We start from the raw sequence: 11,224 nt of genomic DNA on the forward strand, positions 1-11,224 counted from the left end.
CCCTTGTTGGCCGGGGCCTTGGTTTACAGTTACCGTGGTTACCCGTCGCGCCCCAGCCCCTCGACCAGAGGGACAAAGCGCACCGGACGCAGTTCGTCATAGTCAAAGCCGGTCTCATGCCGGGTCACGCGGATCAGGCGTTGCACTGCATCGGACTGACCCACCGGCACAACCATGATACCCCCGATTTTAAGCTGGGCCAATAGGGGCCCGGGCGGGTCTTCGGCGGCTGCCGTGACGATAATGCGGTCAAATGGGGCCTGATCGGGCAAGCCAAAGCTGCCATCGGCGGTGAGGGCGGTGATATTGGTCAGATCGAGAGCGCGAAAGATCTCGGTTGCCTCGCTGACCAGCCGTTTATGTCGGTCCACGGTATAGACCCGGCGGGCCAATTGGCTGAGGATCGCCGCCTGATACCCCGAGCCAGTGCCCACTTCGAGCACCTTGTCCCGATTGGAAACCCTGAGAGCCTGCGTCATCAACCCCACAACAGAGGGCTGGCTGATGGTCTGGCCGCAGGCGATAGGCAGCGGCATGTCTTCATAGGCGCGCTCTGCGAAATAGCCGCGAATGAAAGGGCCACGGTCGACCTGTTCCATCGCGGTCAGGACACGCGTATCTGTCACGCCCTTGGAACGCAGGGCAAAGAGAAACTGCATCTTGCGTTCGGCAATATTATGATCGTCTTCGTCGCTCATTCGATCGCCTTGAGCGCCTCCAACGCGTCATGGGCGGTCAGGTCCGCACGCATCGGTGTAACCGAGATATAGCCCTGAAGGTTTACATCGGCATCTGATCCGGGGCTGGTGGGTTCGTGCTGAGGTGCGCCCGTAACCCAGAGAAAGCGACGGCCCGAGGGCGAGACATGCGGTTCCACGCCAAAACCCATATCGCGGCGAAAACCCTGCCGTGCGGCACGCAGGCCTTTGACTTCGGCCGCCGGCACAGGCGGAAAGTTGATGTTGTAGAAGATGCCGTAATCGTCGCGAGACCACACACCCTTGTCGAGCAGGCGTTGCAGGGTGGGCAGGCCGTGGACCCGCGCCGCCTCAAACGTGTCGTCGAGATCGCGGTTGGCGGGGCCGTAATATTGGCTGAGCGCCACCGCCGGAACCCCCTGAAGTGCAGCCTCCATCGCAGCCCCCACGGTGCCGGAATAGACCGCGTTCTCAGCCGCGTTATTGCCGCGGTTGACGCCTGAAAGCACCAAGTCGGGGCGGGCGTCCTTCATCACGTCATGCAGGCCTGCGAGGATGCAATCGGCGGGGCTGCCCTCGGCGGCAAAGCGGCGCGGTCCCATCTGGGCGATCATCATCGGGCGGGTGTAGGAAATGCAGTGCCCGACGCCGGACTGTTCAAAGGCGGGGGCCACGGTCCAGACCTCGCCTGTCTCCCCCGCGAGGGCGGTGGCAATCTCGTGCAGCACCACGAGGCCGGGGGCGTTGATGCCGTCGTCATTGGTGATCAGAATACGCATGGCCAGCCCCTGTCGCTTGTGTGGTTCCTGTCTAGCGTCCGCGCGGCGGCGCGGCAAGCGCGCGCCCCGCTTTATCCCAAGGCCGCCCAGAGGCGCGCGGCCTCGTCTTTGGGGTGCGCGAGGATGTCGCGATCCTCGCCGGGGTGAAAGCGGGCGCGGGTGGCGGTGGCCATCGGATTGGGCGTGAGGATATGCACGCGGGGTCCGGTCTTGGTGGTTTCTTGTTGCCAACTGCGCGCGAGGGCGATCTGGGCGGCCTTGGTCGCGCCATAAGCACCATAGAATTTCTCACCCGCGCGGGGATCGTCAAAGAAGACTGCCTGTCCTGCATCGCCCAAAAGCGGCGCAATGAAAGGGATCAGAATACCTGTGGCGGTCACGTTGCAGGCCACGGACTTGGACCAGTCGCCCTCAGAGAGATACGCCGCCGGGGTCAAGGGGGCGGCATGCACCGCCGCATGAACCCACATGGCAACTCCGCCCCAGCGGTCATGGATCGAGCGGCAAAGCTGGGCCATGGCCTGAACATTGGTGATGTCCATCGGGGCGAGTGTCGCCTGACCGCCTGCGGTCTGAATGCGGTCGTCGAGTTCCTCAAGCGCGCCGGTGGTGCGGGCGACAGCCACGACGTGGTGGGTTTTGGCCAGTGTCTCGGCCATGGCGGCCCCCAGACCGCGCGAGGCGCCGGTGACAAGGGCAATCGGGAGGGGGGGCGTTGTGTCCATATATGGGAAATCCCACCAGTTGCGGCGCAATTCAAGGGCAATCTCTTGACTTTCTCGCAGTTGCAGCGAAAAAGTCATGAGAGATACATAACAGAGGGACGCGACCAATGCGCGATACAGTTTTGACCAAGGCCGTTATCGGTCACGATACTCTGCTCCGCAAAGCGGGGTTGGTTCTGGGTGGCTCTTTTCTGATTGCGGTCGCCGCACAGATCAGCGTGCCGTTCTACCCGGTGCCGCTCACACTTCAGACTCTGGCGATCCTGATGGTCGGTTTGACCTTTGGCTCGCGTCTGGGCGCGCTGACGCTGCTGGCCTATCTGGCTGAGGGCGCGATGGGGCTGCCGGTATTTGCAGGCGGGCTGAACGGTGTGGCGCTGATGGGGCCGACCGCCGGTTTCCTGTTTGGGTTCGTTGCGATGGCCTATCTGGCCGGACTTGCGGTTGAACGCGGTCTGGCGCGCGGTGCCGTCTCGACGGCGATCTGCGGCATGGGCATATCGGCGCTGCTTTACCTGCCGGGTCTGGCATGGCCTGCGGCGATGCTGGGCAAGAGCTGGGATGCGCTCTGGTCGGGCTGGATGGCACCGTTCCTGCTGGGCGATGCGGTCAAGGCCGTGATTGCAGCGATGATCGTGACAGGGGTCACCGCGCTGATCCGCACGCGCAAAGGCTAAGCCTGCGCCAACAGCGTGAGAAAAAGGAACGCCGCCCCCGAAACGGGAGCGGCGTTTTTCTTTGGGTGACGGGATCAGGAGGCGGGCAGGCGGAGCCGCTCTCTGCGTCCGGCGCGGGTGAGGATCACGGTGCCTTCACCGATAGCAGCGACCATGGCCCCGCCAAGAGTTGTGCCGATCTCGACCGTGTGGACAGTCCCCCCAATGCGCAAGAGCGCGCGGGAGTGGTCGGGTCCGTGCAGTGTGCCGAGCAGGGTCACCCATGCATCCGGCAGGGCATCGCGGTCGGTGGCGGCGTCCAAAGTCGCTGCGGGGGTTTCTGTATGCTCTGTCACCTTTACCTCTTTGTGCAATGCTCCGAAGGGGCATCTAGACAGGTGTTGGCTCGGGTGGAAGAGGGGGCGCAGGGCGTCGGCGGAGAGCTGCCGCACCGCAGCATTGATGCGCGAGGTTCTGCTCAGCCGCCGAACCGGAAGCTGAGCAAAGAGAGTATTATTCGGCGGCTTTCAGCTCGAAACCCTTTTCGATCATGTCCGAGGGGGCAACGGGGTATTCACCCGAGAAACAGGCGTCGCAATATTGCGGGCATTTGGTGTTGCGCCCCCCTGCCTCACCCACGGCGCGATAGAGACCGTCAAGCGAGATGAATTTGAGACTGTCGACCTGCAAATGATCGCGCATCTCGTCCTCTGACATGGTGGCCGCGAGCAGCTTTTCACGCTGCGGTGTGTCCACGCCGTAAAAACAGGGCCAAGCCGTGGGCGGGGAGGCGATGCGGAAATGCACCTCGGCTGCACCCGCATCAAGGATCATCTCCTTGATCTTGCGCGAGGTGGTGCCGCGCACCACGCTGTCATCCACGAGGATCACACGCTTGCCCTCGATCAGGGCGCGGTTGACGTTGAGTTTCAGGCGCACGCCCATGTTGCGGATCTGTTCGGTGGGCTCGATGAAGGTGCGGCCCATGTATTGGTTGCGGATGATCCCCATAGCAAAGGGGATACCCGATTCGTGGCTGAACCCGATGGCCGCCGGTGTACCGCTGTCGGGCACGGGGCAGACGAGATCAGCATCAACAGGGGCCTCGCGGGCCAGTTCCACACCAATCTGATGCCGGGTCTCATAGACCGAGCGGCCCCCGATGATCGAATCGGGGCGCGAGAAATACACATGTTCGAAGATGCAAAATCGCGGGGACTGGCGGCGGAAGGGAAAATGGCTCTCGACGCCGCCCTTGGCAGAGATGACGACCATCTCGCCGGGTTCGATTTCACGAACATGGCGCGCGCCGATGATGTCGAGCGCGCAGGTTTCCGAGCTGAGAATCCAGCCATCCCCCAATTGACCCAAGACCAAGGGCCGCACGCCCAAGGGATCACGCACGCCAATCAACTTGGTGCGGGTCATGGCGACGATTGAGAACGCGCCCTCGACCCGGCGCAGCGCATCCTCCATCCGCTCGGGGATATTGCGCTGAAGCGATCGGGCCATGAGGTGAATGATGCATTCGGTGTCCGAGCTGGACTGAAAGATCGAACCGCGCTCGATCAGTTCCTTGCGCAGCGCAATGGCGTTGGTGATGTTGCCGTTATGGGCAATTGCCGCACCGCCCATGGAAAATTCACCAAAGAACGGTTGCACATCGCGGATCGCGGCCCCTTTGGACCCGGCGGTGGAATAGCGCACATGACCGATGGCCAGCGGGCCGGGCAGGCGTTCCATCAGCGACTGGCTGGTGAAATTATCGCGCACATAGCCAAAACGGCGTTCCGAATTGAAGCCGAGTTCGGGGCAATGGCTGACAATGCCGCCCGCCTCTTGGCCACGGTGTTGCAGGGCATGCAGGCCGAGGGCCACGAAATTTGCCGCATCGGTCAGACCGATTGCGCCGAAAATTCCGCATTCCTCCTTCAGCTTGTCGTCGTCGAAGGGATGGGCGGGGGGCATATGTTTGGGCAAAGCGGGCAGCTCCGAATCCATGGAAATCGCTTGGGGGTCTCTTACGCTCTCAAGCGGGGCATGTCACGAAACTATCACAGATAATGTCTGGATGCGATGGCGTGTGGTCGATCAGAACCGGGAGAGAATGACACCGACACCAACCAACAGGGCGGCGGTCGCTCTGGTCCATGAGAGATCGCGGGCCGCGATGCCGAAAGCGCCGATGTAATCGAGCACCATGGCACCGACGATCTGCCCAAGGATAAGCGCCGCCGTGGTGGTAAGCACGCCGAGCACCGGCACGCTCCAGAGTGAGGCCCAGACGAAGAACGCCCCGAGCATCCCCCCAAGCAAGAGCCATCGCGGGGCAATTGCGGCGCGGCCAAAGGCGGCACTTTCGCCAGAGAGGGTCACCAACAGCACCAACGCCACGAAACCCACACCAAAAGACACTGCCGCCGCCGCGACGGAGCTATCAATGGTTCGCCCGAGTGCTGCGTTGAGCGGGGCCTGAATGGCGACGGCGACGCCAGCCACGGCCATCAGGATAAGAGCGAGAACAGGGCTTTGCGGCACCATTGGTTACTGCGTCGCCTCGCATTTACCAATCAACTCTTCGTATTGCCGTGTGATCCAGCCCAGAGCCTCGTCGGGGTTTCTCTCTTCAATCTTGCCGGTCAATTGCGCGAAAACCCGCGCCGAGCGGCTGTCGTCGATGATCTGGATGGATTGCGAAGAGATAACTGTCTGATAGACGAAATAGGCAATGGCAATCAGTAGCACGCCCCGCGCCACGCCAAAGACGAAACCCAGCCCCTGATCGAGCCCGCCCAAGACCGAGCGTTGCACCAGTGAGGAAAAGAGCGGGGTGATCAGAGAGGCCACGATGAGGCCCACGGCAAAGACCACGGCAAAGGCGCCGATCATCGAAAGTTCGCAACTGTCGGCGATGAATTCACCGACCACGGGGATTTCCTTGACCAGTGGTTCGACCTGCGGGGCGAAGATAAAGGCCAGCACACCGGCGACCAACCAGCCTGCAATGGCCAGCGACTCGCGCACGAAGCCGCGCGAATAGGCCAGCAGTGCCGACAGAACAATAAAGAGCGCCACGACGCCGTCGATGATGGTGAAACCTTCCATATGCCTCTTCCTGTCTTACTTGGCGGCTAGCCTGCGCCGAAAATGTCTCCAACGAAGGTGGTCAAATCCCCCATGCGGGTGAGCTTGAGGCCACTATCGCCCGCTGTCTTGCCACCTGACGGGGTGATCGCGGCTGTGAAACCAAGTTTTTGCGCTTCTTTCAACCTGTTTTCGGTTTGACCGACCGGGCGGAGGGCCCCCGATAGGCTGATTTCCCCGAAAACGACAGTATCACTGGGCAGGGCGGTGTCTTCGCGGGCGCTCAGGAGGGCGGCGGCGACGGCCAAATCGGCTGCGGGTTCGCTGATTTTGAGGCCGCCCGCGACGTTGAGATAGACATCGAGACCAGTAAAGGGGATGCCGCAGCGCGCTTCGAGCACCGCGAGAATCATCGCCAGCCGCGCGCCATCCCACCCGACGACGGCGCGGCGGGGCTGGGCATGGGGGGTGGGGGCAACGAGCGCCTGCATTTCGACAAGCAGAGGCCGCGTACCCTCGATGCCGGAAAAAACCACCGATCCGGGGGTGGGCGCGCCGCGCCCCGAGAGAAAGAGGGCAGAGGGGTTGGCCACCTCGGCCAGCCCGGCGCCGGTCATCTCGAACACGCCTATCTCATCAGCGGGGCCAAAGCGGTTTTTGACCGAGCGCAGGATGCGAAATTGGTGCCCGCGCTCGCCCTCGAAATAGAGCACGCAATCAACCATATGTTCGACCACGCGGGGGCCTGCGATCTGGCCATCCTTGGTGACATGGCCGACGAGGATGACGGAGGTGCCAAAGCGTTTGGCGAAGCTGGTCAACTCATGGGCTGCGGCGCGCACTTGACTTACGCTGCCGGGGGCAGCCTCGACCGTGTCGGACCAGACGGTCTGAATCGAGTCGATGATCACCAGATCCGGTTTTTCGGCCTCCATCGTGGTCAGGATGTCACGCAGCGCCGTGGCGGCAGCGAGTTTGACGGGCGCATTGCCCAAGCCAAGGCGCTGCGCGCGCATGCGGACCTGTGCGCTGGCCTCTTCGCCAGAGATGTAAAAGGTCTTGAGACCTGCGGCCGCGAATTTGGCTGCGGCCTGCAACAGCAGCGTTGATTTACCGATGCCGGGATCACCGCCCACCAGAATGGCGCTGGAGGGCACGAGGCCACCGCCCAGCACGCGGTCCAACTCGCCGATACCCGAGAGGGTTCGGGGCGGTGGGGCCTCTTCGGTCGAGAGGTCGGTGAGGATCAGCGGCGTGCCGCGTTTGCCGCCCAGCGTCTTGCCCTTGGGGCCGGTCGAGAGCGGGGCCTCTTCGACAATACTGTTCCACTCGCCGCAGGCATCGCAACGTCCCGACCACCGGTTGTGAACCGCGCCGCAGGCCGTGCAGGAAAAGGTGCTTTGTTTTGCCATATCTGCCTGATGCCTCAAGCCGCGCGTGTGGTCAAATGCGAAACCTTTGCGACAGGTATTCGCCCACCCGATGGGGTGTGCCGATCACGCAAGGATGCGTCAGGCATCAGTCAGGACCGAAGGGTGTCGGCGCGGCTTGCCGGTGATCAATCCGATCAGCAGTGACGCCAGAATGCAGGCGGTAAAGACATAAAGGCCCCAAGCGACCTCGACCCTCGCCAAGCCAACGCCTTTGACCACGATGATATAGAGCGCGATGAGAAAAATATCGGCCATGGCAAGTTTGCCCGCCAGATGCAGTGCAGGCAGGGCGCGGGGGGACAAGAGGCCGAAATGCAAGAGGGCGAGGCCGATGGTCTTGAGATAGGGGGCGAAGAGGGCAAAGACCGTGACCAAAAGCGCAAGGATGACGTCGCTCTGCCAGAGCGCTTGCAGGCCCGAAATGACGCTGATTTCCGAGAGGCCAAAGAGCGGCAGGTCGATCCCTGCGCGCAGGAGCGGGGCGAACCATGCGAGGGGAAAGAAGAAGAGGAGGGAGAGGTTGGCGTATTTTAGCATCTCAACGATCTACTTTTCCTTCACCGGATATTCGAATTTCGATGACGCTTCGGGATGTGTTCAACGTATTACCAAGTGAATACTCGTAGTTCAGGGATTGGCAAAAGCCAACAATAGCGCAGATCACAAACAGGTCGCCGGGCATTGGTCGTGTTCTCCAGACGGCATTATCAAGGTTTTCGGTCCTTTTAACGTGGCCCGTGGTTTATGCTCCGAGAACCGAGGCTTTGACAGGGGCCCGCCGAGTGATCGTTCAGCGCAATCTCGTGTCGATGGAAGCGCGAGGTTTGATCCGCAAGGAAACAGGGCAGGGGCGTTTTCTGCGCCCCTGCCCTCGGTTTCAAAGAGGCTGCGGCATTATGCGCAGTCCGGCATCTTGGGATTTGGGTCACCATCGCGGCACGGCCACATGCTGGGCTGGCGCTAAATTTTGCCGTAGGTATAACGCGCTACTGGCCAGCGTCGCATTTCAGTGTCGAGCCGCGCAGCTTATCCGCGTTCGTCGCCGCATGCCGAAGCCCGCGCGCCGGGATGGACTTCTGAACCCGGATGCGGCAAAGGGCTGAGCCTGAGCGCCCTTCTTGTATCCCTGCCTCATCATCGGACCGCCATGAGTTTCATCCTCTTTCTGCGCAACCTTGGCCGAGTCACCATCCGCAAGGTGCTGCCCGGTGCGCGCGAGGTGGACATCGCGCAACCCTCCCCGGTCCTTGTCAACGTCCATTCCAAGAGCGGCAACACCAAGCGCCGGCCCGGTCAACAGGGGCCTCTTGCCGCCCGCAGACCGGCGCTATACCGGCATACGTTCGCGGGTCGCCGTTCTCAATTACCGGGAGGGTGCGTGCCGGTCTCTCGCGCACACGCGGCATCCCTTCTACGAGGACTTGCGGGCAGATCCGGGCGACATGCTGGCCCGGAACATCATGCTGATGGACGACAGTCTCTGCGATGCCATCTGGATGGCGGAACGGGAGGCGCCTGGTGCACATAACCCTGAGCCCCGGCTCAAGCCGCTCTTTGGGGGCGGGGTGCCATAGCGCATCGGGGCCGACCTATGACAAGACATCCTCTGGGCCACGCATCCGGAGGGCCCGGTGATGACCCGCGTCTGCGTCCTCACCAACCCGACGAGCGGCAACAACCGCAAGGGGCTTATGCGTCTCTCGGCCCGCCTCGCCGCATATGACGAGGTCACCCATCACGTCACCCGCTCGCCCGAGGAGGCGTGCGCGCTGATGCCCGCGTTGCGCGACGCGGCGCCGGACGTGGTGGTGATCAATGGCGGTGACGGCACTATTGCGGCCACGCTCGGCCTGATGCTCGAGCACTGGCGCGCTGAGACGCTGCCGCTCATCATGCTGCTGCCGGGGGGCACGGCCAACATGACGGCAGGCGATATCGGGCTTGCCTCCTCGCCCGCCCGCGCGCTCAATCGGCTCTGTCGCTGGCTCGATATGGGGGCGCCGCTGGGCGAAGCGGAGATCCGCAGCCGCCATATCATGCGGGTGACAGGGACCTCCGATGGTGCCGTGCGCCATGGCATGTTTCTGGGCACTGGCGCGATCATGCAGGCGACGCGTTTTGCCCATGACAAGGTCCACTCGAGAGGTCTGAGAGGAGAGTTGAGCCTTGGGCTCATTCTCATTCGCACGCTCTGGGGGCTGATCCGGCAGGACCCGCATTTCTATCAGCCTACCCAAGTCACCCTTGCGCTGCATGGGTCCGCAGCCGTTCCCGTCTCTCGTGGCGAAGCGCCCATGCTCCTCCTCGTGGCGAGCACGCTTGACCGGCTGTTTCTGGGAATGCGCCCGTTCTGGGCGCCGGAGAACGGGTTCATTGGCCTCACCACAATTCAGGGCGGCGCGGCGCGTTTCGGACGCGCGATTCTTTCAGTGCTGCGGGGTCAGCTCAACCGCCACGCCACGCCCGAGAACGGTTATGAGAGCTTTCGCGCCAACCGCATCGAGATGCATGTTGACGGCGAACTGAATCTCGACGGCGAGCTTATTGTGACAGAGGGCCGCGAAAATCCGCTTATCGTGAGCGTCGAAGGCCCGATACGTTTCCTGCGCCCCCGGCGATGAAACCCGCGTCAGGTCCCGATTCACGCAAACAGACAGGTGCTGTTCGCGGTCTCGCGGCTCCGGAGCGATCGAGATCGGTAAAATTGTTACACTTCCGTGGGTCCATGCGGCGGATCTTTGCCACAGCCCGCTTGCAGATTTGCCACAACGCGCTTGCAGATCAGGGGATAAACCCCGATTAACCGGGGACGAAACGTTCGTCTCGCAGGGGGCCGTCTTGTCCAAATACATCCTCGGAAGCCATCTTCGTCACAAGGCGCAGGACAGTCGGGCCGCCGCGAATGTGCTTTGGTTCATCGATCTGGCCTTCATCGGCACGATGATTACCTTTTTCAGAGTGCTTCCACTGCCTTGGGCCTCGGCTATCGGCGCGCGGTTTGGGCGCTTTCTGGGCCGCGTCTTCAGGAACCGCACCAACCATGTGCGGGCCAACCTGTCGCTGGCACTGCCCGACGCTTCGCCCGAGGTAATTGAACGGCTGGCCGAAGATGTTTGGGGCAATGCCGGCGCGGTCTTTGCCGAATATCCTCATCTGGCCAAGTTCACTGACCCCGCCCGCGGCCTTCTGCGCATTGAGACAGTCGAGCCCGACCCGGCCTATTGCCGCCCCGGCACGCCTGTGGTGTTTGTCGCCGCGCATATGGCCAATTGGGAAGTGGCCTGCGCCGCAATGACGCAGATGGGGATCTCCTCTTACGCGCTCTATGCGCCGCTGGCTAATCCCTGGCTTGACCGGCTGATGCAGCGATATCGCGCGCAGCTTGGCTGCGAAACCGTGTCGCGCAATGCCGGGCTGCGGACGTTTCTTCAGGCGCTCAAGAGAGGCGAGGCCCCGGCAATGATTATCGACCGCCGCGTTGAGGGCGGAAAGCCGATCCCGTTTTTCGGCGCGGTCAAGGACAGCTCAACCTTGCCTGCGGGGTTGGCGCTTCGCTTTGGCGCGCCGCTCGTGCCGGTGCAGGTTGAACGCCATCCCGGCGCGCGCTTTACCGTGCGTTTTCACGCCCCCCTGACGACGCGTATCCCCGAGGCTGAGTTCGACGCGCAGGCCCTTGACCTTACCCATCAGATCCATGAGCGCTTTGAGGAATGGATCGGCGCGCGCCCCGGCGAATGGCTCTGCACCAGCAGAATTTGGCACAGGTCCGTTCTTCAAGCAAAAACCGACCTATGCAGTCAAACCTGACCCCGGACACGCCTCAAAGGGTCCGTCCATATCCGCTCATCA

The 11,224-nt window shown here is 62.4% G+C and carries 13 protein-coding genes; 4 read left to right on the top strand and 9 right to left on the bottom strand.

Annotation, left to right across the window (positions count from 1 at the left end; genetic code table 11):
• Positions 1 to 38: 38 nt before the first annotated feature.
• From ACN0SW_RS09240 to ACN0SW_RS09250, 3 genes are all read right to left on the bottom strand, one after another.
• Positions 39 to 698 (bottom strand): protein-L-isoaspartate(D-aspartate) O-methyltransferase, encoded by a 660-nt coding sequence (locus ACN0SW_RS09240; RefSeq protein ID WP_417727629.1) that lies wholly within the window; start codon positions 696 to 698, stop codon positions 39 to 41.
• A complete protein-coding gene (gene surE, locus ACN0SW_RS09245; RefSeq protein WP_417727630.1) occupies positions 695 to 1,477 on the bottom strand; it encodes a 5'/3'-nucleotidase SurE in 783 nt (260 codons plus the stop codon). The genes ACN0SW_RS09240 and surE overlap by 4 nt, the downstream gene beginning before the upstream one ends.
• Positions 1,478 to 1,548: 71 nt before the next feature.
• A complete protein-coding gene (locus ACN0SW_RS09250; protein WP_417727688.1) occupies positions 1,549 to 2,202 on the bottom strand; it encodes an SDR family NAD(P)-dependent oxidoreductase in 654 nt (217 codons plus the stop codon).
• A gap of 107 nt (positions 2,203 to 2,309) precedes the next feature.
• Here ACN0SW_RS09250 and ACN0SW_RS09255 point away from each other — a divergent pair, with 107 nt between their 5' ends.
• Positions 2,310 to 2,879, top strand: coding sequence for a biotin transporter BioY (locus ACN0SW_RS09255; protein WP_417727631.1), 570 nt, complete (start codon positions 2,310 to 2,312; stop codon positions 2,877 to 2,879).
• A 74-nt stretch (positions 2,880 to 2,953) separates the two neighbouring features.
• Here ACN0SW_RS09255 and ACN0SW_RS09260 read toward each other — a convergent pair whose 3' ends face one another.
• The 6 genes from ACN0SW_RS09260 to ACN0SW_RS09285 form a co-directional block, all read right to left on the bottom strand.
• The gene (locus tag ACN0SW_RS09260) at positions 2,954 to 3,214 is read right to left on the bottom strand and encodes a type II secretion system protein N (protein ID WP_417727632.1); all 261 of its coding nucleotides are present in this window, start codon (positions 3,212 to 3,214) and stop codon (positions 2,954 to 2,956) included.
• 157 nt (positions 3,215 to 3,371) lie between these two features.
• The gene (purF, locus tag ACN0SW_RS09265; protein WP_417727689.1) at positions 3,372 to 4,826 is read right to left on the bottom strand and encodes an amidophosphoribosyltransferase; all 1,455 of its coding nucleotides are present in this window, start codon (positions 4,824 to 4,826) and stop codon (positions 3,372 to 3,374) included.
• Positions 4,827 to 4,949: 123 nt separating this feature from the next.
• Positions 4,950 to 5,399 (bottom strand): DMT family transporter, encoded by a 450-nt coding sequence (locus ACN0SW_RS09270; protein WP_417727633.1) that lies wholly within the window; start codon positions 5,397 to 5,399, stop codon positions 4,950 to 4,952.
• Between the two features lie 3 nt (positions 5,400 to 5,402).
• Positions 5,403 to 5,963: a CvpA family protein gene (locus ACN0SW_RS09275; protein WP_417727634.1), complete on the bottom strand. Its 561-nt coding sequence runs from the start codon at positions 5,961 to 5,963 to the stop codon at positions 5,403 to 5,405.
• Between the two features lie 26 nt (positions 5,964 to 5,989).
• Positions 5,990 to 7,354: a DNA repair protein RadA gene (gene radA, locus ACN0SW_RS09280; RefSeq protein ID WP_417727635.1), complete on the bottom strand. Its 1,365-nt coding sequence runs from the start codon at positions 7,352 to 7,354 to the stop codon at positions 5,990 to 5,992.
• 99 nt (positions 7,355 to 7,453) lie between these two features.
• Positions 7,454 to 7,912 (bottom strand): paraquat-inducible protein A, encoded by a 459-nt coding sequence (locus ACN0SW_RS09285; protein ID WP_417727636.1) that lies wholly within the window; start codon positions 7,910 to 7,912, stop codon positions 7,454 to 7,456.
• Between the two features lie 770 nt (positions 7,913 to 8,682).
• Here ACN0SW_RS09285 and ACN0SW_RS09290 point away from each other — a divergent pair.
• The 3 genes from ACN0SW_RS09290 (at position 8,683) to ACN0SW_RS09300 (ending at position 11,182) form a co-directional block, all read left to right on the top strand.
• Complete coding sequence (locus ACN0SW_RS09290; protein ID WP_417727637.1) at positions 8,683 to 8,949, top strand: hypothetical protein; 267 nt, start codon at positions 8,683 to 8,685, stop codon at positions 8,947 to 8,949.
• 60 nt (positions 8,950 to 9,009) lie between these two features.
• Positions 9,010 to 9,996 carry a diacylglycerol/lipid kinase family protein gene (locus tag ACN0SW_RS09295; RefSeq protein ID WP_417727638.1) on the top strand — a complete coding sequence of 329 codons (987 nt, stop codon included), beginning with the start codon at positions 9,010 to 9,012 and terminating at the stop codon, positions 9,994 to 9,996.
• A gap of 217 nt (positions 9,997 to 10,213) precedes the next feature.
• The gene (locus ACN0SW_RS09300) at positions 10,214 to 11,182 is read left to right on the top strand and encodes a lysophospholipid acyltransferase family protein (RefSeq protein ID WP_417727639.1); all 969 of its coding nucleotides are present in this window, start codon (positions 10,214 to 10,216) and stop codon (positions 11,180 to 11,182) included.
• Positions 11,183 to 11,224 lie beyond the last annotated feature (42 nt).

The sequence above is a fragment of the Roseovarius sp. genome (assembly GCF_048262375.1).
GTDB lineage: Bacteria > Pseudomonadota > Alphaproteobacteria > Rhodobacterales > Rhodobacteraceae > Roseovarius.

What these genes read in the sequence shown, in the direction of transcription:
- ACN0SW_RS09240 (WP_417727629.1), bottom strand. Translation starts at nt 698, where the DNA reads ATGAGCGACGAAGACGATCATAATATTGCCGAACGCAAGATGCAGTTT.
- surE (WP_417727630.1), bottom strand. Translation starts at nt 1,477, where the DNA reads ATGCGTATTCTGATCACCAATGACGACGGCATCAACGCCCCCGGCCTC.
- ACN0SW_RS09250 (WP_417727688.1), bottom strand. Translation starts at nt 2,202, where the DNA reads ATGGACACAACGCCCCCCCTCCCGATTGCCCTTGTCACCGGCGCCTCG.
- ACN0SW_RS09255 (WP_417727631.1), top strand. Translation starts at nt 2,310, where the DNA reads ATGCGCGATACAGTTTTGACCAAGGCCGTTATCGGTCACGATACTCTG.
- purF (WP_417727689.1), bottom strand. Translation starts at nt 4,826, where the DNA reads ATGCCCCCCGCCCATCCCTTCGACGACGACAAGCTGAAGGAGGAATGC.
- ACN0SW_RS09270 (WP_417727633.1), bottom strand. Translation starts at nt 5,399, where the DNA reads ATGGTGCCGCAAAGCCCTGTTCTCGCTCTTATCCTGATGGCCGTGGCT.
- ACN0SW_RS09275 (WP_417727634.1), bottom strand. Translation starts at nt 5,963, where the DNA reads ATGGAAGGTTTCACCATCATCGACGGCGTCGTGGCGCTCTTTATTGTT.
- radA (WP_417727635.1), bottom strand. Translation starts at nt 7,354, where the DNA reads ATGGCAAAACAAAGCACCTTTTCCTGCACGGCCTGCGGCGCGGTTCAC.
- ACN0SW_RS09285 (WP_417727636.1), bottom strand. Translation starts at nt 7,912, where the DNA reads ATGCTAAAATACGCCAACCTCTCCCTCCTCTTCTTCTTTCCCCTCGCA.
- ACN0SW_RS09295 (WP_417727638.1), top strand. Translation starts at nt 9,010, where the DNA reads ATGACCCGCGTCTGCGTCCTCACCAACCCGACGAGCGGCAACAACCGC.